21 protein-coding genes and 1 riboswitch are annotated in these 23182 nt (G+C 69.9%); of the genes, 9 read left to right on the top strand and 12 right to left on the bottom strand.

Going from position 1 to position 23182, the window contains the following annotated elements; genetic code table 11:
* Positions 1 to 16 precede the first annotated feature (16 nt).
* Positions 17 to 601: a YqiA/YcfP family alpha/beta fold hydrolase gene (locus R1Z03_RS00590; RefSeq protein ID WP_317356112.1), complete on the top strand. Its 585-nt coding sequence runs from the start codon at positions 17 to 19 to the stop codon at positions 599 to 601.
* 15 nt (positions 602 to 616) lie between these two features.
* Here R1Z03_RS00590 and R1Z03_RS00585 read toward each other — a convergent pair whose 3' ends face one another.
* Positions 617 to 2167 (bottom strand): Wzy polymerase domain-containing protein, encoded by a 1551-nt coding sequence (locus R1Z03_RS00585; protein WP_317356111.1) that lies wholly within the window; start codon positions 2165 to 2167, stop codon positions 617 to 619.
* Positions 2168 to 2250: 83 nt separating this feature from the next.
* Here R1Z03_RS00585 and R1Z03_RS00580 point away from each other — a divergent pair, with 83 nt between their 5' ends.
* The 4 genes from R1Z03_RS00580 to mtgA all read left to right on the top strand — a co-directional run bounded on the left by R1Z03_RS00580 (position 2251) and on the right by mtgA (position 6878).
* Positions 2251 to 4341 (top strand): RNB domain-containing ribonuclease, encoded by a 2091-nt coding sequence (locus tag R1Z03_RS00580; RefSeq protein ID WP_317356110.1) that lies wholly within the window; start codon positions 2251 to 2253, stop codon positions 4339 to 4341.
* Positions 4338 to 5198 carry a TonB family protein gene (locus R1Z03_RS00575; RefSeq protein ID WP_317356109.1) on the top strand — a complete coding sequence of 287 codons (861 nt, stop codon included), beginning with the start codon at positions 4338 to 4340 and terminating at the stop codon, positions 5196 to 5198. The genes R1Z03_RS00580 and R1Z03_RS00575 overlap by 4 nt, the downstream gene beginning before the upstream one ends.
* 71 nt (positions 5199 to 5269) lie before the next feature.
* On the top strand, positions 5270 to 6121 hold the full coding sequence (gene aroE, locus R1Z03_RS00570) for a shikimate dehydrogenase (protein WP_317356108.1): 852 nt from the start codon (positions 5270 to 5272) through the stop codon (positions 6119 to 6121).
* A gap of 25 nt (positions 6122 to 6146) precedes the next feature.
* Positions 6147 to 6878: a monofunctional biosynthetic peptidoglycan transglycosylase gene (gene mtgA / locus R1Z03_RS00565; RefSeq protein ID WP_284429465.1), complete on the top strand. Its 732-nt coding sequence runs from the start codon at positions 6147 to 6149 to the stop codon at positions 6876 to 6878.
* Between the two features lie 57 nt (positions 6879 to 6935).
* On the opposite strand, the gene R1Z03_RS00560 is transcribed toward mtgA, so the two are convergent.
* The 4 genes from R1Z03_RS00560 to R1Z03_RS00545 all read right to left on the bottom strand — a co-directional run bounded on the left by R1Z03_RS00560 (position 6936) and on the right by R1Z03_RS00545 (position 9937).
* The gene (locus R1Z03_RS00560; protein ID WP_272567234.1) at positions 6936 to 7733 is read right to left on the bottom strand and encodes an IclR family transcriptional regulator C-terminal domain-containing protein; all 798 of its coding nucleotides are present in this window, start codon (positions 7731 to 7733) and stop codon (positions 6936 to 6938) included.
* A 73-nt stretch (positions 7734 to 7806) separates the two neighbouring features.
* On the bottom strand, positions 7807 to 8601 hold the full coding sequence (locus R1Z03_RS00555) for an HpcH/HpaI aldolase/citrate lyase family protein (protein WP_284405282.1): 795 nt from the start codon (positions 8599 to 8601) through the stop codon (positions 7807 to 7809).
* Positions 8598 to 8957 (bottom strand): cupin domain-containing protein, encoded by a 360-nt coding sequence (locus tag R1Z03_RS00550; protein WP_284429467.1) that lies wholly within the window; start codon positions 8955 to 8957, stop codon positions 8598 to 8600. Before R1Z03_RS00550 ends, R1Z03_RS00555 begins: the two co-directional genes overlap by 4 nt.
* A complete protein-coding gene (locus R1Z03_RS00545) occupies positions 8954 to 9937 on the bottom strand; it encodes a tripartite tricarboxylate transporter substrate binding protein (RefSeq protein ID WP_272567231.1) in 984 nt (327 codons plus the stop codon). Before R1Z03_RS00545 ends, R1Z03_RS00550 begins: the two co-directional genes overlap by 4 nt.
* Before the next feature lie 211 nt (positions 9938 to 10148).
* Between R1Z03_RS00545 and R1Z03_RS00540 the strand changes: the two genes are divergently transcribed.
* The 3 genes from R1Z03_RS00540 to ruvC are packed head-to-tail and all read left to right on the top strand — an operon-like array spanning position 10149 to position 12581.
* Positions 10149 to 10967, top strand: coding sequence for a lysophospholipid acyltransferase family protein (locus R1Z03_RS00540; protein ID WP_317356107.1), 819 nt, complete (start codon positions 10149 to 10151; stop codon positions 10965 to 10967).
* 1 nt (position 10968) lies between these two features.
* Positions 10969 to 11973, top strand: a complete 1005-nt coding sequence (locus tag R1Z03_RS00535) for a phosphatidate cytidylyltransferase (protein ID WP_317356106.1) — start codon at positions 10969 to 10971, stop codon at positions 11971 to 11973.
* Between the two features lie 59 nt (positions 11974 to 12032).
* The gene (gene ruvC / locus R1Z03_RS00530) at positions 12033 to 12581 is read left to right on the top strand and encodes a crossover junction endodeoxyribonuclease RuvC (protein WP_272567228.1); all 549 of its coding nucleotides are present in this window, start codon (positions 12033 to 12035) and stop codon (positions 12579 to 12581) included.
* A gap of 45 nt (positions 12582 to 12626) precedes the next feature.
* On the opposite strand, the gene R1Z03_RS00525 is transcribed toward ruvC, so the two are convergent.
* Positions 12627 to 13217 carry an RcnB family protein gene (locus R1Z03_RS00525; protein WP_317356105.1) on the bottom strand — a complete coding sequence of 197 codons (591 nt, stop codon included), beginning with the start codon at positions 13215 to 13217 and terminating at the stop codon, positions 12627 to 12629.
* 221 nt (positions 13218 to 13438) lie between these two features.
* On the bottom strand, positions 13439 to 15094 hold the full coding sequence (locus tag R1Z03_RS00520; protein WP_284405279.1) for a methyl-accepting chemotaxis protein: 1656 nt from the start codon (positions 15092 to 15094) through the stop codon (positions 13439 to 13441).
* Between the two features lie 274 nt (positions 15095 to 15368).
* On the opposite strand from R1Z03_RS00520, the gene R1Z03_RS00515 reads away from it, so the two are divergent.
* Positions 15369 to 17075 (top strand): methyl-accepting chemotaxis protein, encoded by a 1707-nt coding sequence (locus R1Z03_RS00515; RefSeq protein WP_317356104.1) that lies wholly within the window; start codon positions 15369 to 15371, stop codon positions 17073 to 17075.
* A 60-nt stretch (positions 17076 to 17135) separates the two neighbouring features.
* Here the strand turns inward: R1Z03_RS00515 and thiC are convergent, their stop codons facing one another.
* From thiC to ftsA, 5 genes are all read right to left on the bottom strand, one after another.
* A complete protein-coding gene (gene thiC, locus R1Z03_RS00510) occupies positions 17136 to 18998 on the bottom strand; it encodes a phosphomethylpyrimidine synthase ThiC (protein WP_272567223.1) in 1863 nt (620 codons plus the stop codon).
* Positions 18999 to 19114: 116 nt separating this feature from the next.
* A riboswitch (TPP riboswitch) is annotated at positions 19115 to 19238 on the bottom strand.
* A gap of 45 nt (positions 19239 to 19283) precedes the next feature.
* Positions 19284 to 19460: a hypothetical protein gene (locus tag R1Z03_RS00505; RefSeq protein WP_317356103.1), complete on the bottom strand. Its 177-nt coding sequence runs from the start codon at positions 19458 to 19460 to the stop codon at positions 19284 to 19286.
* A gap of 22 nt (positions 19461 to 19482) precedes the next feature.
* Complete coding sequence (gene lpxC / locus R1Z03_RS00500) at positions 19483 to 20406, bottom strand: UDP-3-O-acyl-N-acetylglucosamine deacetylase (RefSeq protein ID WP_272567220.1); 924 nt, start codon at positions 20404 to 20406, stop codon at positions 19483 to 19485.
* Positions 20407 to 20551: 145 nt separating this feature from the next.
* Positions 20552 to 21778, bottom strand: coding sequence for a cell division protein FtsZ (ftsZ, locus tag R1Z03_RS00495; RefSeq protein ID WP_272549194.1), 1227 nt, complete (start codon positions 21776 to 21778; stop codon positions 20552 to 20554).
* 171 nt (positions 21779 to 21949) lie between these two features.
* Entirely contained in the window at positions 21950 to 23179 is a 1230-nt protein-coding gene (gene ftsA / locus R1Z03_RS00490) for a cell division protein FtsA (RefSeq protein WP_092741824.1), read from the bottom strand.
* Between the last annotated feature and the right edge of the window lie 3 nt (positions 23180 to 23182).

The raw sequence follows: 23182 nt of genomic DNA, 5'->3' as shown, positions 1-23182 counted from the left end.
CGCCGCGCGCCCCACCATGCCCACCACCCACCTGCTCTACCTGCACGGCTTTCGCTCCTCGCCCCAGTCGGCCAAGGCCCGGCAGATGGCGGCGCACGTGGCCGCCCACCATCCGGGCGTGCATTTCTGGTGCCCGCAGTTGCCGCCCTCGCCCCGGGCGGCCATGGGCCTCGTGGCGCAGGGCATCGCGGACTGGCCGCAGGGGACGATGGCGGTGGTGGGCTCCTCCCTCGGCGGGTTCTACGCGAGCTGGGTGGCGCAGCAGGCCCGCTGCCCGAGCGTGCTGCTGAACCCCGCCGTGGACCCGGCGCGCGACCTGGAACGCTACATCGGTGAGCAGACCGCATGGCACGACCCGGCCGAGCGCTTTTTCTTCCGCCCCGAATACATCGCCGAGCTGCGCGCGCTGGACGTGCGGGGCCGCCCCCCGGCCGGCCCGGAACTGGCCATCATCGCCAAGGGCGACGAGTTGCTGGACTGGCGCGAGATGGCGGGCCGCTATGCCGCCGCGCAGGTGGTCCTGCTGGAGGGCGGCGACCATGCCTTGAGCGACTTTCCCGCGCACATCGGCGCGGTGGCGCGCTTCTGCGGCCTGGCCTGAGGCGCGGTCAGGGCATCAAGGCAGCGGGGCGGCGGCCGGGTGGCTGGCCGCCCAGCGCGCGTACTCCTGCGGATAGGCGATGCGGTAGCGCACCGTGTGGAAATCCACCTCGTCCGTGCGCCCGAGCAATGCCGCGCTGGCCAGCACCGCCTCGATGACACGGGGCTCGGGCGAGTAATGCAGCAGCCGCGTGGCCCGGGTGTGGACGTCGGCCGCGTTCTGCGCGGTCACGGGCGTCGTCGTCACGGTGGCGAAATCGGCCGTGCCGCGGAAGAAGGCGATATCGCCCAGCACCTTGCGGGCGGTGTCTTCGCGGTAGGCCGGGTCGCGGTCGGGCACGGCGCGGTAGAGCTGGCTCACCCGTTCGTAGTCGCGCACCAGCAGCCCCCCAAAAGCCAGCGCCGCGCCACCGGCCAGCGCGGCGGCGGCGATCCAGGCCGGGCCGGGCCGCCAGGGCCGCGCCGGGCGCACGAGCAGCAGCAACGCGAACCCCGTGGCCAGCTGGAACGGGCCGTACCACAGCGGAAACTCCAGCAGGCTGTGCACGCCCACGATGGCCAGCACGCCCCAGGCCAGCTGCCGCACCGGATCGGTCTCGCGCCAGGGGGCCAGGCGCCACACGCCCCACAGCGCCAGCAGGCACAGCCCGCCCGCCACGGGCAAGCCCAGCTCGACGGCCAGGTGCAGCGGCAGGTTGTGGGCGTTGTCCAGCAGCACGCAAAAGCGCTCGCCCGGGAACAGCGTGCTGTAGTGGGCATAGGCCATCTCGCCCCAGCCCCAGCCGGTCCAGGGCTTTTGCGCGATCAGGTGAAGCATGTTGGACCACAGCACGGTGCGGCTGACGCAGCCTTGGCCCTCGTCCGCGAGCCGCTGGAACAGCCCGTCCATCGACACGCCCGCCCAGCGCTCCAGCATCCAGGGCAGCGCCCAGGCCGCCAGCGCGTACAGCAGCCCCCCCGTGGCGGCGAAGGCCAGGGGCAGGCCGCCCAGGGAGCGGCGCCAGAGCACCAGCAGCCCGAGCATCACGCCCCATTCGAGGATGCCGGTGCGCGAGGCGGTGGCCGCATCCGCCGTGCTGATGAGCATCAGCGCCCAGGCGGCCAGCACGCCCGCGGCCACAGGCCGCCACGGCTGGCGGTGGTCGGGCAGCGCGGCCTGCAGGCGGCCCACCATCCAGGCCAGGGCCCAGGCGCCCATGCCCAGCAGCGAGGCCTGCTGGTTGCGCTGGCGCAGATTGCCCAGCGCCAGCCCCGGCGTGGAGGGGTAGATCCACGGCGCCGCGCCCACGTCGCCCCAGAAAAACTGCACCAGCCCGACCCCCGAGGCCAGCACCGCGGCCAGCACCAGCCCGCCCGCCAGCACCCAGGCGGCCCCGCGGCGCAGCCCGCCCCGGGCCGGCGGCACCCGGGCCGCGCCGATCGCCAGGCCCGCCAGCACCAGGGCGCACGCGCCCGACACCATCAGCGGCCAGAAATTGGACAGCGGCGCCTGGGTGTGCGCGAACAGAAACGGCAGCGCCACGGCCACGGTGGCCAGCGCGGCGGCGAAAGCGTTGAACAAAGGCATGGGGCGGTTGGCCAAGGCAAAGGGCCGATCATAGGCAGGGCCGCCCGTTCGGCCCCTCGGGCGCCCATGGGACAATCCCGCCCATGCATGCATTGTTTGAAGAAGCCGGCAAATTTCTCGCCGGACGCATCCTTTCCGAGGCCGAAAGCTCCGCCCAGATCGAGCTCGACTCGGGCAAACGGGTGAAGGTCAAGGCCGCCCACCTGCTGATCCGGTTCGAAAAACCCGCCCCGGCCGAGATGCTCGCCCAGGCGCAGGCCGTGGCCGCGTCGATCGAACTCGACCTGGCCTGGGAATTCGCCCCCGAGGACGAATTCGGCTTCGCCGACCTGGCGCGGGACTATTTCTCCGAGAACGCCACCCTCGTCCAGCAGGCCGGCGCGCTGTTCGCGCTGTACGAGGCGCCGCACTACTTCCGGCGCGCGGGCAAGGGCCGCTTCAAGAAGGCGCCGGCCGAGATCCTGCAGCAGGCGCTGGCCGCCATCGAGAAAAAGAAGCTCGTGCTGCAGCAGATCGCCGACTGGGCCGAGCAGCTCGGCCGGGGCGAATGCCCGCAGCCGATCCGCGAGCAGCTCTACAAGATCCTGTTCCGCCCCGACAAGAACGCGCCCGAGTACAAGGCCGTGGTGGAGGCCAGCCGCGCCACCCACCTGCCGCCGCTCGATCTGCTGCAGCGGGCCGGCGCCATCGACTCGGCCTACCAGTTCCACTGGAAGCGCTTCCTGTTCGACAACTTTCCCAAGGGCACCGGCTTTGCGGCGATCACCGCGCCGCAGCCGCCCGAGGACCTGCCGCTGGCGCCCGTGCAGGCGTATTCCATCGACGACTCCCAGACGACCGAGATCGACGACGCGCTGTCGGTGCAGGGCCTGGGTACGGGCACCGTGGTGCTGGGCATCCACATCGCGGCGCCGGGCCTGGCCATCGTGCCGGGCACGCCGCTCGACCAGCTGGGGCGCAACCGCCTGTCCACGGTGTACATGCCCGGCTACAAGATCACCATGCTGCCCGACGAGGTGGTGAAGATCTACACCCTGGACGAAGGCCGCGCCAACCCGGCCGTGTCGCTCTACGTGACCATCGACGAGGCCACGCTCGAAGTCACCGGCACCGAAACCAAGCTGGAACGCGTGCCCGTGGCGGCCAACCTGCGCCACGACCAGCTGGACCACATCGTCACCGAAGCCTGGCTGACCGACCCCACGGTGCAGGCCCCGGAAGCCCCCCAGCGCTTGCTGGAGCTGCGCGGGCAGCTATCGTTTCTGTACCGCCTGGCCCAAAGCCTCAAGGCCCAGCGCGAGGTGGTGCGCGGCAAGCCCGAGACCTTCAACCGGCCGGACTACAACTTCCGCCTCACCGGCAACGACGGCGCCGAGCCGCAGGGCCGCGAGACCGTCTCGATCACCACGCGCCGGCGCGGCGCCCCGCTGGACCTGATCGTGGCCGAGGCCGCCATCGTGGCCAACAGCACCTGGGGCGGCCTGCTGGCCGACCACGGCGTGCCCGGCATCTACCGCAGCCAGGCCAGCCTGGCGCCCGGCGTGAAGGTGCGCATGGGCACCAAGGCGCTGCCGCACGCGGGCATCGGCGTCAAGAGCTACGCCTGGGCGACCTCGCCGCTGCGCCGCTACGTGGACCTGGTGAACCAGTGGCAGATCATCGCGTGCGTGCGCCACGGCAAGACCGCCGCGCTGGCCGCGCCGTTCAAGCCCAAGGACGCGGACCTGTTCTCCGTCATCAGCAGCTTCGATGCGGCCTACAGCGCCTACAACGGCTACCAGGCCGGCATGGAGCGCTTCTGGACGCTGCAGTACCTGCAGCAAAACAGCATCACGGAGATCGAGGCCACCGTGTTCAAGGAAGGCCCCGGGGGGAGCTTCCTCGTGCGGGCCGACACGCTGCCGCTGGTGCTGCCCGTGCTGGGCGCGCAGAACCTGCCGCGCGGCGCGCGGGTGCGCGTCAAGCTCGGTGAGATCGACGAGATCACGCTCGACGTGAACGGCACGGTGCTGGAGCGCCTTGACAGCCCCGCCGACAGCGCCGAGGCCACGCCGCAGGGCGACGAGGCGGGCGAGGACGACGAAGAGGCCGTGGCCGGCCCCATCGCCATCGCGGTGGACGTGAACGAAACCGAGGCCGGCGCCAGCGCCAGCACGGATAATCGGGCGCCGTGAAACTGCCCGCCTTCTTCCAACGATTCAGCACGCTGCAGCTGGCGCTCGGCGTGTCCATCGCCGTGCATGCGGTGCTGCTGTCGGTGCGGTTCATCGACCCCGAGAGCTTCAACCGCGTCTTCCAGGACACGCCGCTGGAAGTGATCCTGGTCAACGCCAAGTCCAGCGAGCGGCCGGACAAGGCCCAGGCGATCGCGCAGTCGTCGCTGGCCGGCGGCGGCGAGGCCGCCAAGGGCCGCGCGACCAGCCCCCTGCCCTACTCGGCCCTGACGGCGGTGGGCGACGATTTCGAGGAGGCCCAGCGCAAGCTCGACGCCATGCAGGAGCAGCAAAGCCAGCTGCTGGCCCAGCTGCGCAAGCAGCTGGCCACCCTGCCGGTGCCCGACCCGCGCCAGCCCAGCCAGAGCGCCGACGCGCTGGCGCAGGAGGAAAAGCGCCGCCAGCTCATCAAGCTGCTGGCCGAGATCGAAAAGCGCATCAACGAAGAGAACGCCCGCCCCAAGAAGCGCTACATCAGCCCCGCCACGCGCGAGGAGGTCTACGCGATCTACTACGACGGGCTGCGCCGCAAGATCGAGGACAAGGGCACCGACAACTTTCCCGAACAGGCCGGCAAGAAGCTCTACGGCGAGCTGACGATGATCGTGACCGTCAACCACGACGGCACGGTGCTGGAGACCGAGATCGTGCAGGGCTCGGGCAACCGCCTGCTCGACAACCGCGCCCAGGCCATCGCCCGCTCGGCCGGGCCGTTCGGCGTGTTCGGCCCCGCCATGCGGGCCAAGGCCGACCAGATCGCCGTGGTCTCGCGCTTCAAGTTCACGCGCGACCAGACCCTGGAAACCAGCGTGCGCTGACGCCGCGCCCCCCTTCGCCGTACGTCCTGCGCCGTACTTTCCCTGCCGCTTTTCTTCCGCACGACACCCCGATGACTTCGCCCGTGGATTCCTACTGTGTGATGGGCAACCCGGTCGAGCACAGCCGCTCGCCCTGGATCCATGCGCGCTTCGCCGAACTCACCGGCGTGCGCCTGTCGTATGCCCGCCGGCTGGTGCCGCTGGACGGCTTCGCGCAGGCACTGGCCGACTTCGCCGCGGCGGGCGGGCGCGGCTGCAACGTGACCGTGCCCTTCAAGCTCGACGCCGCACGGCTGGCCGCCCAGGGCAGCGAGCGGGTGCGGCTGGCCGGCGCGGCCAACACCCTCACCTTCGGCGACGACGGCCGCATCGCCGCCGACAACACCGACGGCCTGGGCCTGGTGGCCGACATCGTGCGCAACGCCGGCGTGCCCCTGGAGGGCAGCGACGTGCTGCTGGTGGGCGCGGGCGGCGCGGCGGCCGGGGCGCTGGGACCGTTGCTGCACGAACGGCCGCGCCGCATCGTGGTGGTCAACCGCACCGCGGCCCGCGCCCAGGCGCTGGTGCAGGCGCATGCCGATCTGGCTTTGCTACAAAAAACAGAGCTAAGCGCCCTAGAAGATCATGCGCTGGAGGCCGATTTCGATGTGATCGTCAACGCCACCGCCAGCAGCCTGGGCGGCGGCGGCATTCCGGTGCCAGCCCACGTACTGCGGGCCGGCAGCCTGGCCTACGACATGATGTATGGCCCCGCGGCGCAGGGGTTCCTGGACTGGGCCGCCCGCCACGGCGCGGTGCCGCGCGACGGGCTGGGCATGCTGGTGGAGCAGGCGGCCGAGGCGTTCGCCCTGTGGCGCGGCGTGCGCCCGCCCGCGGCCCAGGTGCTGGCCGAGCTGCGCGCCGCCATGGCCGCCGGCCACTGACCCGCCCCCGGGGAGAGACCACGGCATGAAAGGCTTGCTGCGTTGGATCGGGCTGGTGCTGCTGGCCTTCGTGGCGCTGCAGGTGTTCTTCGTCGGCCGCATCGCGGCCATGGTGGCGATCGACCCCGAATCCACCGCCTTCCAGCGCTCGGAGGCCTGGGGCCAGGCCGCCCACGGCACGCTGCAATGGCGCCAGCAGTGGGTGCCCTACGGCCAGATCGCCGACACCCTCAAGCGCGCGGTGATCGCCTCGGAGGACGACGGCTTCGTCAACCACGACGGCGTGGACTGGAACGCGATCGAAAAGGCCTGGGAGCGCAACGCCCGCGCCGAGGCCCAGGCCGCCAAGCGCCAGGAGCTGCAGCCCGACCGGCCGGTGCGCAACCCCAAGATCCGCGGCGGCTCCACCATCACCCAGCAGCTGGCCAAGAACCTGCTGCTGTCGGGCGAACGAACGCTGCTGCGCAAGGGGCAGGAGTTCGTGCTCACGCTGGCGCTGGAGCAGTTGCTGAGCAAGCAGCGCATCCTGGAGATCTACCTCAACAGCGTGGAATGGGGCGATGGCGTGTTCGGGGCCGAGGCCGCCGCGCAGCACTACTTTCGAAAGAGCGCCTCGAAGCTCAGCGCGGCCGAGGCCGCCCGGCTGGCGGTGATGCTGCCGCAGCCCAAGCGCTTCGAGAAGGCGCCGGGCTCGGCCTACCTCTCCGGCCGCACGCGGGTGATCCTGGGACGCATGGGCTCGGCGGAATTGCCCTGACATGGCCGTGGGGACGAGCGGGGCGGCGGCGGTAGCGCCGCTGCCAAAGCGCCCAGGTCAGACGTGCGGGCCGTTCAGCGCCTCGCCCAGCTGGCCGGGCATGATGGCCGCCTCTTCCCCGATGCGGTCCGCCGTGGCCTGCACCAGGGGCAGGAAACGCTTGAGCATGCGCTCGTCCATCTGGCTGGCGAACGTCGAATACACCAGCGTACCGCGCAACACCCCGCCGCCGAACACCGGCACCGCGAAGGCCGTGCTCTCGGCATTGCTGCGCGCGTGGCGGATGGCGTAGCCCTGGCGCCGCGTCTGCTGCACGATCTTGCGCATCGCCCACAGGTCGGTGATCTTCTGGCTTTCGTCGCCATTCAGGTTGGCCGACTCCACCAGGATGCGGCGCTCGGCGCGGCTGCAGAAAGACAGGTAGGTGCGGCCCAGCGCGGACGGGATCAGCTCGTAGCGGCGCCCCAGGCTGGAGGGCCGGATCGCGTACGGGCTGTAGGGCATGGTGCAGAACACCACGCGGATCTGGTGCCCTTCGATCACCCCCAGGGACAGCGGCCACTTGATCTGGCGCGTGGTGGCGATCATCAGCGGCGCCGCCACTTCGGCCAGGCGCAGCTTTTCGTTGATGCCGCTGCTCAGGTTGCCCACGGCGAGCGTGAGCTGGTATTGCCCATAGGCGTGCGGATCGCTGCGCACGTATTTCTCGGACTCCAGCGTGCTCAGCAGGCGGTGCAGGGTCGATTTGGCCAGGCCGGTGCGCTGATGCAACTCCTGCAGGCTCCAGGTGGATCGCTCGTTCATCACGCGAAGGATGAGCAGCGCTCGCTGCACGGAACGGACTTCGGTACTCATGTTTCTCTCTCGGTCTCGGGTTGGGCAGTATGGCGCACGCCATACACCCCGCGCAATATGTAGTACCAGGGGGTCAGGCGGCGATGGATTCCAGCGCGCCCGCCATGGCCTGCCGTGCCGCGGCGCGAAGCAGCGCCTGGTCGGAGCCCACGACGAAGAAAGCGATGCCCAGCGCCCGCAGGCCGGCCACCTGCGCGGCATCGGACACGAAGCACCCCACGGCGCATTGCGCGGCGCGCCCGGCGGCGCACACCCGGGCGATGGCCTCGGCCACGCGCGGATCGCCCGGGCCGTCGGCCCCCAGGGACACGGCCAGGTCGGCCGGCCCGACGAACAGGCAGTCCACGCCCGGCACGGCGGCGATCTCCCGCGCCTGTGCCACGGCCTCGCCGCTTTCGATCTGCACGATCACTGCGGTGTGCGCGTCGCTCAGCCGCAGGTGGTCGGCCATGCTCCGCTGGCCGTAGCCGCCGGCGCGCGGCGAGGCCGAATAGCCCCGGGTGCCGCCGTAGCGCGCCGCACGCACGACTTCGAGCGCGATGGCGGCGGAGTCCACGTGCGGCACCATCACCCCGGCCGCGCCCATGTCCAGCGCCTGCTGGATGGCCGCGCCGCGCGGATAGGGCACGCGCACCAGCACCGGCAGGGCGCACGCGCGCGCCGCGAGCAGGCTGCGGTCCAGGCTCTCCGGCCCGAAGGGCGCATGCTCGGCATCGAGCACCAGGGTGTCCAGGCCCGTGGCGGCGAGCACCTCCACCGTCTGGTGCGAGGTGGTCTTCACGAACGTGGCGAACAGAAAATCGCCCGCCACCAGCCGCTCGCGCAGGGACGGGGCCTCATCGGCGGCGCCGGGGCGGGCCGCCGTCATGCCAGGTATTCCGGGCGCGCGGGGGTGAAGACGTCGAGATTGAGCACCGGCTCGTCCCCCACCACCACGCCGTGGTGCATGGCGTTGGGGGGTACCACCAGCAGGCTTCCCGGGCCCAGGCGCACCACCTGGCCCTCCACGTAGAAGTCGATCTGGCCCGCCAGGATGTACACCACCTGCTCATGGGGATGGGAATGCGGACGTGGCTCGTGGCCCGGCAGCAGCCGGTGCAGCGCGAGCGTGACGTGCTCGCTGCCGAATGCCTTGCGTTCGATGCCGTGGCGCACGGGCTTCCATTCCATTGCATTCCAATCGACGCTGTTCAGCGCCATGGGCAGGGGGTGTGGGGCGTTCATTCGGAGGAAATTCCCAGCGACTTGATGGTGGAAGACCACAGCCGGTAGTCAGCCTGCAGGATCTCGCGCAATTGAACCGGGTCCACGGGCGCCCGCACCATGCCCAGGCCCTTGAGCCGCTCGGCGACCTCGGGCAGGCCGGTCACCCGGTTGATCTCGTGGTTGATGAGGGCGCGGCGCGCCACGTCCAGCCCCTTGGGCGCGAACACGCCGTACCAGTTGGTGACCTCGAAGCCCTTGAGCGTCTCGGCCGCGCTGGGCACGTCGGGCAGCAGGTCGGAGCGGGTCTTTTCGGTGACGGCGATCAGGCGCACCTTGCCGGCCTGCGCATGCGGCAGCAGCAGCGAGGCGCCGCCTGCGAACATCTGGCATTCGCCCTGCAGCAGTGCGGCGACGGCCGGGCCGCCGCCCTTGTAGGGCACGTGCACGATGTCCAGCTGTGCCGTCTTGGCCAGCAGCGCGAGCGTGAGGTGGTTGTGGGTGCCAATGCCGCCCGAGGCGTAGTTGAGCTTGCCCGGGTTGGCGCGGATGTAGGCCAGCAGTTCGGGGAAGGTGCGCGCCGGCACGCTGGGCGAGACGGCGATGACATTGATCGCGTAGGCCAGCATGGCCACGGTGTCGAAATCGTTCATCGGATCAAACGCCAACTGCTTGTACAGGCTGCCATTCATGGCATGCGTGGACATGGCGCCGATCTCGAGGGTGTAGCCGTCGGCCGGGGACCGGGCCACCAGCGCGGCGCCCAGGTTGCCGCCCGCGCCGGCCATGTTTTCCACCACCATCGGCTGGCCGCTGGCGGGGAACAGGTGCTTGGACAGCAGCCGGCCGAGGATGTCGGTCGAGCCGCCCGGCGCGAACGGCACGATCAGGCGCACGGGGTGGGTGGGAAAGTCGGCGCCGGCCTGCGCCCTCGCCAGCATGGGCAAGGCGCCCGAGGCACCCAGAACCAGGGCCTGGCGGCGTGTGGTCGAAACGTTCATGGAGAAACTCCCTGCTTTTTTAGCGGAATCGCCGCGGTGAAGCGGTACGGACAGTCTAGAAGTGGCCTCGCGAAAGGGAAGCGCGAACTTGGAAAATTCCACTTCGCAGAACGGATCTTCCCGGTGCGCGGCCGGCCCGTGGCAGGGGGCTCGCCGGCCCACGGTGCAGGCCGGCGCGGGCTCCCTGCCACGCCCCCGTATCATCGCCGCCATGCTTTCCAAGTTGATGAGCCTTTTCCTACTCGGGCTGGTGCGATTTCTCACCGGTTCCCAGGCCCGCTGGTACGGCTGCCCGCCCAAGGCCGAGCAACGCATCTATTTCGCCAACCACCAGAGCCACGCCGACCTGGTGATGATCTGGGCCGCGCTGCCCCAGGAGCTGCGCAGCATCACCCGCCCCATCGCTGCCAAGGACTACTGGACCAAGACGCCCTTTCGGCACTGGATCACCTCGGCGGTCTTCAACGCCGTGTACGTGGACCGCCAGTCAGGCACACCTGCCGCGATGCCACCGGCGGCGCCGGGCGCCGAAACGGCCGCCCTGGACCCTGCCCCGCCGGCCCCGGCGGACGGCCCAACCGCCCTGAACGCAGCTGACATTCCGCAGAGCGGATCGATGATGGAGACCCTGGCTCCGGCGCCCCATGAAGCCGCCGCCGAATCCGCGCCGCCGACACCCGAGGCCCTGCGCGCCGCGCTCGCGCCCGACGACCCGCTGGCCCCGCTGGTGCAGGCGCTGGAGAGCGGCGATTCGATCGTGATCTTTCCCGAGGGCACGCGCGGCCACGGCGATGAGCCCCAGCCCTTCAAGTCGGGCCTGTACAAGCTGGCGCTGATGTTCCCGCAGGCGGTGCTGGTGCCGGCCTGGATCCACAACGTGCAGCGCGTCATGCCCAAGGGCGAAGTGGTGCCCGTGCCCATCCTGTGCTCGGTGACCTTCGGCGCCCCGATCCAGGTCGAGCCCGGCGAGGAGCGCCGCCCGTTCCTGGACCGCGCGCGCCGCGCCGTCATCGCGCTGCGGGAGGTCTGACATGAACGACTTCCTTCGCAACCTCACCACCACGCAGCAGATCGGCGCGCTCTTCGTCGCGATGTTCGGGCTGCTCTCGCTGGTCACCCTCTACGCTTTCTTCCAGACGCTGCGCGAGGCGAGCGGCACCGGCGTGCAGGACCAGGCCGAGCACGAGGCGCACCAGCAGGAATGGCGGCGCTTCTGGAGCCTGCTCAAGACCTCGTGGTTCATGGCCACCGTGTTCTGGGTGGGCTGGGCCCTGGGCGATACCGTGGCCACGGTGCTCTTCGCCATCGTGGCGTTCTTCGCGCTGCGCGAGTTCATCACCCTCTCGCCCACGCGCCGGGGCGACCACCGCAGCCTGGTGCTGGCCTTCTTCGTGGTGCTGCCGCTGCAGTTCATCCTCGTGGGCACGCGCAAGTTCGACCTGTTCACGGTGTTCATCCCGGTGTACGTCTTTCTCGCGCTGCCGGTGGCCAGCGCGCTCGCCAACGACCCCGAGCGCTTCCTGGAGCGCAACGCCAAGCTGCAGTGGGGGATCATGGTGTGCGTGTACGGCATGAGCCATGTGCCCGCGCTGCTGCTGCTCGACTTTCCGGGCTACGAGGGCAAGGGCGCCTTCCTGGTGTTCTTCCTGGTCGTGGTGGTGCAGGCCGGCGTGATCGCCCAGCACCTGCTGGGCCGCCGGTTCCCCCACAAGCCGGTGGCGCCGCAGGTGAGCCAGAGCTTCCAGTGGCTGAGCTGGGCCAGCGGCGTGGCGGTGGGCGGCGTGGCCGGGGTCATGCTGTCGTTCATCACGCCGTTCAAGCCAGGGCAGGCGCTGGGCATGGCCCTGCTGGCGTGCCTGGCGGGCAGCCTGGGCCACCTGGTGATGAAGGCGCTCAAGCGCGACCGTGGCATCACCAGCTGGGGCATGCAGGGCCAGTCGGTCACGGGCGCGGGCGGGCTGCTGGACCGGGTGGACGCGCTGTGCTTTGCGGCGCCGGTGTTCTTCCACTCCGTGCGCTGGTACTTCGGCTTGTAGGCGAAATCGGCCTTATGCCCTAGAACTTATTGCCCTTGATGCTATGAATAAGTGAGCACATGCGAATCCTGGGAATCGACCCCGGCCTGCAGACCACCGGCTTCGGCGTGGTGGATGTGGACGGCCACGCGCTGAGCTACGTCGCGAGCGGGACGATCCGCACCACGGCGCTCGCGCTGGGCAACCTGCCGGGCCGGCTCAAGGTGCTGTTCGACGGCATCACCGAGGTGGTGGCGCGCTACCAGCCCGACGTGGCCACGGTGGAAATCGTCTTCGTGAACGTGAACCCCCAGTCCACCCTGCTGCTGGGCCAGGCGCGGGGCGCCTGCATCACCGCCCTGGTGGCCAGCGACCTGCCGGTGGCCGAGTACACCGCGCTGCAGATGAAGAAAGCCGTGGTCGGCCACGGCCGGGCCGCCAAGACCCAGGTGCAGGAGATGGTGCGGCGGCTGCTGCACCTGCCGGGCCTGCCCGGCTCCGACGCGGCCGATGCGCTGGGCATGGCCATCACCCACGCGCATGCGGGGGCGGCCATGGCGCGCCTGGGCGAGGCGGCCACGCTCAACCGGCGCCAGCACGCCATGTACAAGGGCGGCCGCAGCTACTGACCGGCGGGGTGCGCGGGCCGTCGTCCCCTGTTGCCGGCCGGCGGCCTACTGGAAGACGATCTGCGCGATCACCCCGGTGCCGATGGCGATGAGCAGGTAGTCCGGCCCGTTCTGCACCCAGTGGTATCCGCGCGGCGGGGGCGCCAGGTGGTGGTGGCGCCAGTTGTTCACCACGTAATGGTGCGAGCGGTACATGGGCGGCACGCGGCTGCCGCGGTACCAGTTGTGCTGCGGGCCGACGCCGCGCTGCCCGTGCATCTGCGGATGGCCGGGGTGCACCATCGGCGGTCCGGGCCGGTACGCCGGGCCGCCGTGGTAGGCCTGCGGCGGCGGGCCCGGGTGGCGATAGGCCGGTGGGCCACGGCGGTCGTCGTGCCGGCGGTCGCCATGGCGTCCGTCGTCGCGGCCCCGGTCGTCATGCCGGCCGCCGTGGCGCTGGCCATGGCGCTGCTCGTGCCGGTCGTCGCGCGGCTGGGCTTCGGCGCCCAGCGATGCGGCGCCCAGAAGGACGGCCACGCACGCGGCGGCCAGGCCCTGCAGGCGGCGGGAGGTGGGAGCGGTCGAAGCGGTGAAGAAGGTTCCCACGGCGGCGGCGCGGCCGGGGAAGGCATGCAGGGTCGAAGCGTCTCGCGACATTTCCAGCCTTTCGAAAAGGTTGAACATGCCCGCATGGTGCCGCAATTTGCCGGGGCCCGGTCCCGGGACGGCCCTGCTTTACCGGAGGTTTTCCCGCGGTTGCCACAGGTTTGCACGCGCTGCACACCGGCAACGAAATGCATCAGCGGGGGCCAGGCGCGGGATAGGGATGGGTGGGCAGCGCAGGGAGCCCCACCCTGCACCGCCCCCGTCGACGATGCTCAGTGCAGCTGCAACGCCTTGGCTTGCTGCGCCACCGCGGGCGACGGCACGCCGGCAGGGGAACGCGCGGCGACCCGGCCCGCAGGGGCTTCGGCGGCATCGCTCAGCTTGAACTGGCTCACGGCCTGGGTGAGCTGGTTGGCCTGGTCGCGCAAGGATTCCGATGCGGCGGTAGATTGCTCCACCAGCGCGGCGTTCTGCTGCGTCATCTGGTCGAGCTGGCTCACCGACTGGCTGATCTGCCCGATGTTGTCGCTTTGCTCTGACGACGCGGCGGTGATCTCGGAAATGATGTCCGACACCCGGCGCACGCTGCCCACGATCTCGTTCATGGTCGCCCCGGCCTCGCTCACCAGGCGCGAGCCGTCTTCCACGCGGTCCACCGACGAGCCGATGAGGCCCTTGATCTCCTTGGCCGCCTCGGCGCTGCGCTGCGCCAGGCTGCGCACCTCGCTGGCCACCACGGCGAAGCCCCGGCCCTGCTCGCCGGCGCGGGCGGCTTCCACGGCGGCGTTCAGCGCCAGGATGTTGGTCTGGAAGGCGATGGAATCGATCACGCCGGTGATGTCGGCGATCTTGCGCGAGCTGTCGGTGATCTGCCCCATGGTGCTGACCACCTGCGACACCACGGCGCCGCCGCGCGCGGCCACCTCGGCCGCGGTGGTGGCGAATTCGCTCGCCTGGCGCGCGGACTGCGCGCTCTGCTGCACGGTGCTGGTGAGCAGCTCCATGGACGACGCGGTTTCTTCCAGGTTGGCCGCCGTCTGCTCGGTGCGCTGGCTCAGGTCGTGGTTGCCCGAGGCGATCTCGGTGCTGGCCGTGGAGATGCTGCCCGACGCTTCCTGCACCTGGCGCACCAGTCCGCGCAGCGAATCCTGCATGCGGCCCATGGCGGTCACCAACTGGCCCACCTCGTCCTGCTGCGTGGCATGCACCTCGTGCGACAGATCGCCGCTGGCGATGCGCTCGGCCAGATCGCGCGCCTGCGCCAGCGATTGCGTGATGGAGCGCACGCTGAAGAAGGTCAGCGGAATGAGCACCGCCAGCCCCAGCAGGAGCCCGCCGCCGATCGCGGCCGACATGAAGGCCGTGCGCGCCTCCACGCCCTGGCGCGCCTCCTCCATCTGCTGGCGCGCGGTGGTGGCCAGGCTGGCGAACAGCTGGTCGGTGGCCTCCATGTGCTGCTTGAGACGGTCGGCATAGGCGCCGCCCCCAGCCCCGTCGATCTGCGCGCGCTCGATCTGCTCGAAGATGGGCGAGATGCCGGCTTCGTACTGCTTGATCTCGGCGAGCGACTTGTCGATGCCCTCGACGAAGGCGGCATCCCCGGCCTGGGCCTGCCGCACGTCGGCCAGGCTCTTGCGCAGCGCGGCGAGCGTCTTGCCCCAGCTGTCGCGCAGGGCCGACACTTCGACCGAGTTGTTGAAGTTGATGATGATGTCCTTCTCGGCCCGGCGCAGATTCCCCAGTGTGGTGCGCAGTTCGGCCATGTCGGTCAGGGTCTGCACGCGCTGCGAAAACAGCACCTGCAACGTGTCCCGCGTACGGTCCAGGGCGAGATAGCCCATGGCACCGATGACGACGAGGAGCACCAAGGAAAAGATCGTCCCGAAATACAGGCGGGTGCGAATCGACAGGCGGCCCAGAGCGTTCATGGCTCTCCTCTACAAAATGTTACTTGAGCGTTAGCAATAACCACGCCACCAAAAAAACACGGCCTCGTGGGCCGCATCGGCGATCACTATATGCGGCGCCCTGCCAATAGCCGACGGGGTATTCACCGAGGGGCCAACACGCGGCGCCATGCCCTCACACCGTGCAGTGGAAAACAAATTGTCACAAATGGAGGGCAAAGTCACTGCCATCGCGACCGCGCCGGCGCGCGCCTTCCTGCCCCGCCATGGCGCCCGCCACACCTTCGGACTCCACATGGCACACCCCTTCACTGCGTCTCCCGCGTCCCACGAATCCCCTGCCCCCACTGCCGCCCGGCCGGGCACCGGCTCACTGAGCCAGCGCCTGCTGACTGTCTTTCTCGCCGTCCTGGCGCTGAGCCTGGTGGGCTCGGCCATCGGCATCTGGTCGCTGCACCACATCGGCCGCGCCACGGACGCCATGGTGCAGCGCAGCGTCGCGACCGAGCGCCTGGTGGCCGATGCGTACCGGCTGCAGGCCATCAACGCCGAGCGCTACAAGGCCGTGGCCCTGAGTTCCGAACCCGAGGTGGGCGAGATCCTCGGCGCCGACATCGCGCGCACCCAGCAGCAGTACGACGCGCTGGTCGCCCAACTGGCCCGGCGGCTCGAAGGCACCGAGAACATGCAGCAGGTGGCGCAGGTGCGCACCATGGGCGCCACCTTCCTGGCCGCGCGGACGGAGCTGGTGGCCGCGCGCGATTCGGGCCTCACCGAGCGCATCCGCAAGGTCTACGGTGAACGCTTCCTGCCCTCGGCCACGGCGCTGCTCCAGGCGCTCGAAGCGCTCTCGCAGTCGCAGCGGCAGGACATCGACGAAGCGGCGGCGCAGGTCGCGCGCCTGAGCGGCATGGCGCGCTGGGCGCTGGTGGCCTTCGGCGCGCTGTCGCTGGCCCTGGGCACCCTGCTGGCGCTGTGGCTGGTGCGCAGCATCACCCGCCCGATCGCCATCGCCAGCGCCACGGCGGACCGCGTGGCCGGGCTGGACCTGCGCCAGGACATCGCCGGCCACGAACGCGACGAGACCGGCCGCATGCTCACCTCGCTGTCGGTGATGCAGGGCGCGCTGCGCAGCCTGGTGCACCGCGTGCAGACCCTGGGGCAGAGCATCAGCGCCGCCTCGACCGACATCGCGGGCGGCAACGCCGACCTGTCCAACCGCACCGAGGAGGCCGCCGCGCGGCTGCAGGAAACCGCGGCCTCGCTGGAGCAGGTCATCCGCCGCGTGGCGGATGCGGCGGCGTCCGCCGAGCGCACGGAAGCCCTGGCCTCGCAGGCCGCCAGCGTGGCGCAGGAAGGCAGCGGCGTGGTCACGCAGGTCGTGGACACCATGGACCGCATCGCCACGGGCTCGCGCCGCATCGCCGACATCACCGGCGTGATCGACTCCATCGCCTTCCAGACGAACATCCTGGCGCTGAACGCCGCCGTGGAGGCCGCACGCGCCGGCGACCAGGGCCGGGGATTCGCCGTGGTGGCGTCCGAAGTGCGCAGCCTGGCCAACCGCTCGGCCGAGGCCGCCAAGGAGATCAAGGCGCTGATCGCCGAGTCCGTGCAGCAGGTGGCCTCGGGCGCCAGCCTGGCCGGGCACGCCGGCCGCACGATGGAGCGCGTGGTCTCCACCATCCAGCACACGGCGCAGACCATGGGCGAGATCCGCAGCCACACCCGGTCGCAGAACCAGGACATCGCGGCCATCCACGCCGCCATGTCGCGGCTGGACGAGATGACGCAGCAGAACGCGGCGCTGGTGGAGCAGTCGGCCGCCGCGGCGGAAAGCCTGCGCGGGCAGGCGCACGACCTGTCGTCGGTGATCAGCCGCTTCGCGCTGCCGCATTCCTCGGCGGCCAGCGAATCGGCGGAACGCCTCTCCGCGCCCGTGCCGGCGCCTTCGCCCGCAACGGTCCCTGCAGTGCGGGCCCTGCGCCTGGGCCACGCCTGAGGTCCGCCAGGGCACGCCGCCGCCTTGCCAGGCGGCGCGCCCTGCGCCCATGAAGGGCGATCAGCCCACCGGCTGGATCGGCACGTACAGCTCGCCGCCCGTGCCGCGGAACTCCACCGCCTTTTCCTGCAGGCCCTTGGCGGCGAACTCGCGCACCTCCTGCGTGATCTTCATCGAGCAGAACTTGGGGCCGCACATCGAGCAGAAGTGGGCGACCTTGGCGCTGTCTTTCGGCAGCGTTTCGTCGTGGTATTCCTGGGCCGTCTCGGGGTCGAGGCCCAGGTTGAACTGGTCCTGCCAGCGGAAATCGAAACGCGCCTGGGAGAGCGCGTCGTCGCGCGCGCGGGCGCCGGGGTGGCCCTTGGCCACGTCGGCGGCGTGCGCGGCGATCTTGTAGGCGATGATGCCCTGCTTGACGTCGTCGCGGTCGGGCAGGCCCAGGTGCTCCTTGGGCGTCACGTAGCACAGCATGGCCGTGCCCATCCAGCCGATCATGGCCGCGCCGATGGCGCTGGCGATGTGGTCGTAGCCCGGGGCGATGTCGATGGTCAGCGGGCCCAGCGTGTAGAACGGCGCTTCGTGGCAGGTCTTGAGCTGCTCGGTCATGTTGGCCTGGATCATGTGCATGGGCACGTGGCCGGGGCCCTCGATCATGGTCTGCACATCGTGCTTCCAGGCGGTCTGGGTGAGTTCGCCCAGCGTGTGCAGTTCGGCGAACTGCGCCTCGTCGTTGGCATCGGACGCGCAGCCGGGCCGCAGGCCATCGCCCAGGCTGAACGACACGTCGTACGCCTTCATGATGTCGCAGATGTCCTCGAAGTGCTCGTACAGGAAGCTCTCCTTGTGGTGCGCCATGCACCACTTGGCCATGATGGAGCCGCCGCGCGAGACGATGCCGGTGCGGCGCTGGGCCGTGAGGTGGATGTAGGCCAGCCGCACGCCCGCGTGGATGGTGAAGTAGTCCACGCCCTGCTCGGCCTGCTCGATGAGCGTGTCGCGGAAGATGGCCCAGGTCAGGTCTTCGGCCACGCCGCCGACCTTCTCCAGCGCCTGGTAGATGGGCACCGTGCCGATCGGCACCGGCGAGTTGCGCACGATCCAGTCCCGCGTGGTGTGGATGGCCTTGCCGGTGGACAGGTCCATCACGTTGTCGGCGCCCCAGCGGATGGCCCACACCAGCTTTTCCACTTCTTCCTCGATGCTGGAGGTGACGGCCGAGTTGCCGATGTTGGCGTTGATCTTGACCTTGAAGTTGCGCCCGATCGCCATCGGCTCCACCTCGGGGTGGTTGATGTTGGCGGGAATGATCGCGCGACCGCGGGCCACTTCATCGCGCACGAACTCGGGCGTGATGATCTTCGGGATGCTCGCGCCCATGGGGTTGCCCATCAGGCGCTGCTCGCGGCCCGCATCCTGCATGTACTGCGCCATCCATTCGCGGCGGCCGTTCTCGCGGATGGCCACGTATTCCATCTCGGGCGTGACGATGCCGCGGCGCGCGTAGTGCATCTGCGTCACGTTGGCGCCGCTCTTGGCGCGCAGCGGCTGGCGCTGCAGCGCGGCGGCCTCGGCCCGCAGCTGGGCCAGGCGGGCGGCGTCCTCGCTCTTTTGGCCATCGTCCAGCGCCACGGGCGGGCGGCCCTCGTAGTGTTCCACGTCGCCGCGCGCCGTGATCCAGCCGCCGCGCACGCTGGCCAGGCCCTGGCGCACGTCGATCACGGCCTCGGGGTCGGTGTAGGGGCCGGAGGTGTCGTACACGCTGACCTGCTCGCCGTTGGTGAGCGCGATGTCGCGCACCGGCACGCGCAGGTCCGCGTGCGTGTGGCCGGGCAGGTAGGCCTTGCGCGATGCGGGAAAGGGCGCGCGGGTGAGCGCGAGCAGTTCGGCGAATTTTTCGCGGGCGAGGGGTTCGGGTGCGTTCAAGGGGCAGGTCTCCTGTTTCCGGGGGCGGTGGGGCTGCTCCGGAAATGGACCTGTGCCTGGAACGCAGGCGCAGGGCGCCTGGTGAAGCGGTGCGTGCCACGCGGGTGCGGGCACGGTCACGGGAGGTCGGCTCTTCTTCCGCCGGTATGAACCGGATCAAGTTCGTCGGGTTCGCAAGCCAGCCTGACATTCGTCAGGCCGCCCGCATCTCAGCGCATCAGCACACCCCGGAGCAGGCGCCAGTATAGGCCAGCCCCCTCGCCCGCCGCCATCCCTCCGTGTCGGTCAGGCGATGCGCCCCAGGATGAACACGGCGAAGAACACGAAGCCGGCGATCACCGTCCACTTCAGGATGATGAGCCCCCAGCGCTTGTAGCGCGCCTGCCCCGTGCCCACGTAGAACGCGAACGACACCGCTGCCATGAGCAGCAGCAGGGTGGCGATCCAGCGAAAGATCAGCATGCCGCGCGGCCCCGGCGTCGCCCTACCACGCGGCCACCGGCTGCGCGAAGCCGGCGGGCGCCTGGCGCTCATTGTCGAACGTGGCGATTTCCCAGGCGTCCTCCTGCGCGAGCAGTTCGCGCAGCAGCAGGTTGTTCATCGCGTGGCCCGAGCGGAAAGCGCTGTAGGCCGCCAGCAGTGGCTTGCCGACGAGGTACAGGTCGCCGATGGCATCGAGGATCTTGTGCTTCACGAACTCGTCGTCGTAGCGCAGGCCGTCGCTGTTGAGCACCTTGTAGTCGTCCATGACGATGGCGTTGTCCAAGCCACCGCCCAGCGCCAGGCCGCTGGCGCGCATCATCTCCACGTCCTTGGTGAAGCCGAAGGTGCGCGCGCGCGCGATGTCGCGGGTGTAGTTGCCGGAGCCGAGGTCGAACTCCACGCTCTGTCCGGTGGAATCGACCGCCGGGTGGGCGAAGTCGATCTCGAAGCGCAGCTTGTAGCCGTGGTACGGGTCGAGCCGTGCCCACTTCGTGCTCGGGCCCGTGCCCTCGCGCACCTCGACCGGGCGCGTCACGCGGATGAAGCGCTTGGGCGCCTTCTGCAGCTCCACGCCGGCGCTCTGCAGCAGGAACACGAACGAGGCGGAGGAGCCGTCGAGGATGGGCACCTCTTCGGCCGTGATGTCGATGTACAGGTTGTCCAGCCCCAGGCCCGCGCAGGCCGACATCAGGTGCTCGACCGTGTGCACCTTCGCACCGCCCACGCCGATGGTGGAGGCCATGCGCGTGTCCACCACGGCCATGGCGGTGATGGGAATGTCCACCGGCTCGGGCAGGTCCACCCGGCGGAACACGATGCCCGTGTCGGGCTGGGCGGGGCGCAGCGTCAATTCGACCCGCTGGCCGCTGTGCAGGCCCACGCCGACGGCGCGGGTCAGGGTCTTGATCGTGCGTTGCTGGAGCATCGGTCGATTTTAGAGGGGGAGGCCCCATCATGGGGCATCGCTGCCGCTATGGGCGCAATAGGCCCACGCGCGCAAGAAAAAACCGCCAGCCCCTTGCGGAACATGGCGGTGTTGTGAACAAGAAAGGCCCGCAGGGCCTTGCCCGTCAGTCGGCCTGCTTGCGCAGGAACGCGGGGATTTCCAGGTCGTCCATGCCGCCCGAGGACAGCGCGTCCACGCGGGCGGCCGCCTGCGTGCGGTTGGTGCGCCACACGCTGGGCACCGACATGTTGCCGTAGTCTGCCTGCGCGGTGCCGCCACCGACCAGGCCCGCGCCCAGCGTAGCGCCGGCCATGGGCATCTGGTAAGCCACGTTGTCCGTGCCGGTGCGCAGGCCGCCCTGTACCACCGAGATGGGCTGGCGGCGTGCGTTCTGGCGCGACAGGCCGGTGGCCACCACGGTCACGCGGATCTCTTCGCCCAGGCTGTCGTCGTAGGCGGCGCCGTAGATCACGTGCGCGTCCGGCGAGGCGTAGGCGTTGATGGTGCTCATGGCCAGGCGCGACTCGGACAGCTTCAGGCTGCCCTTGGCGGCCGTCACCAGCACCAGCACGCCCTTGGCGCCCGACAGGTCGATGCCTTCCAGCAGCGGGCAGGCCACGGCCTGCTCGGCGGCGATGCGGGCGCGGTCGGGGCCGGCGGCCGTGGCCGTACCCATCATGGCCTTGCCGGGCTCGCCCATCACGGTGCGCACGTCTTCGAAGTCGACGTTGACGTGGCCGTATTCGTTGATGATTTCAGCGATGCCGCCCACGGCGTTCTTGAGCACGTCGTTGGCATGCGCGAAGGCCTCGTCCTGGGTGATGTCGTCGCCCAGCACTTCCAGCAGCTTCTCGTTGAGCACGACGATCAGCGAATCGACGTTGGCTTCCAGCTCGGCCAGGCCGTTGTCGGCATTGGCCATGCGGCGGCCGCCTTCCCAGTCGAAGGGCTTGGTGACCACGCCCACGGTGAGGATGCCCATCTCCTTGGCCACGCGCGCGATCACGGGGGCCGCGCCGGTGCCCGTGCCGCCGCCCATGCCGGCGGTGATGAACAGCATGTGCGCGCCGGTGATGGCGCTGCGGATGTCTTCCACGGCCGCTTCGGCGGCATCGCGGCCCTTGTCGGGCTTGCTGCCCGCGCCCAGGCCGCTGCCGCCCAGCTGGATGGTGCGGTGCGCGGGGCTGCGCGTGAGGGCCTGCGCGTCGGTGTTGGCGCAGACGAACTCCACGCCCTGCACATTGCGCGCGATCATGTGGGCGACGGCATTGCCGCCGCCGCCGCCGACACCGATCACCTTGATCTGGGTGCCCTGATTGAATTCTTCGGCTTCGATCATTTCGATGGTCATGGTGGGTGCTCCTAGTCTTTCACGTGAATTGCATGGGGCCAAAACGGCTGGATGGTTGGAATCGGGTGGGGCGCGGTCCGCGGCACGAAAGGGGGGCCGGTGCCCCGCCATCGTTGCCAGAACAGCGCATCGGGGCCGGCGCGAGCGAGCCAGTGCTGAGGGGACAACATGTCAGAAGTTCCCCACGATGAAATCTTTGAAGCGGCCGAACGCGGTCTTCACCGAGCCGCTCTTTTGCGCTACCTTGAAGCCGCGCAGGCGCGCCAGGCGCGCCTCTTCCAGCAGGCCCATGACGGTGGCGGCGCGCGGCTGGGCGATCATGTCGGCCAGCGCGCTCGAATACTTGGGAATGCCCCGGCGCACGGGCTTCAGAAAGATGTCCTCGCCCAGCTCGACCATGCCAGGCATGATGGCGCTGCCGCCCGTGAGCACGATGCCCGAGGACAGCACCTCTTCATAGCCCGACTCGCGGATGACCTGCTGCACCAGCGAGAAGATCTCCTCCACGCGCGGCTCGATCACGCCGGCCAGCGCCTGCTTGCTGAGCATGCGCGGGCTGCGGTCGCCCAGGCCGGGCACCTCCACCTGCGCCTCGGGATCGGCCAGCAGCTGCTTGGCATAGCCGCTTTCGACCTTGATGTCCTCGGCATCCTTGGTGGGCGTGCGCAGCGCCATGGCGATGTCGCTGGTGATGAGGTCGCCCGCGATCGGGATCACGGCCGTGTGGCGGATCGCGCCGCCGGTGAAGATCGCCACGTCGGTCGTGCCCGCACCGATGTCCACCACCGCCACGCCCAGCTCGCGCTCGTCGTCGGTCAGCACGGCCTGGCTGGAGGCGAGCGGGTTCAGCATGAGCTGCTCCACCTCGAGCCCGCAGCGGCGCACGCACTTGATGATGTTCTCGGCCGCGCTCTGCGCGCCGGTCACGATGTGGATCTTGGCCTCCAAGCGGATGCCGCTCATGCCGATGGGCTCCTTCACATCCTGCCCGTCGATCACGAATTCCTGCGGCTCCACCAGCAGCAGGCGCTGGTCGCTGGAGATGTTGATGGCCTTGGCCGTCTCCACCACGCGCGCCACGTCGGCCTGGGTGACTTCTTTGTCCTTGACCGCCACCATGCCGCTCGAATTGAGTCCGCGGATGTGGCTGCCGGTGATGCCGGTGTACACGCGCTGGATCTTGCAGTCGGCCATCAGCTCGGCCTCTTTCAGCGCCTGCTGGATGCTCTGCACCGTGGCGTCGATGTTCACCACCACGCCGCGCTTGAGGCCATTGCTGGGTGCGACGCCCAGCCCGGCCAGCTTGAGTTCGCCATTGGGCAGCACCTCGGCCACCACCGCCATCACCTTGGCGGTGCCGATGTCCAGCCCCACGACCACGTCTTTGTATTCTCTTGCCATATT

This window comes from Acidovorax sp. BLS4, assembly GCF_032929295.1.
In the GTDB taxonomy this organism is placed as follows: Bacteria; Pseudomonadota; Gammaproteobacteria; order Burkholderiales; family Burkholderiaceae_C; genus Paracidovorax.
Note: the sequence above shows the minus strand (reverse complement) of the source record. Positions and strands in the feature narration are given on the sequence as shown.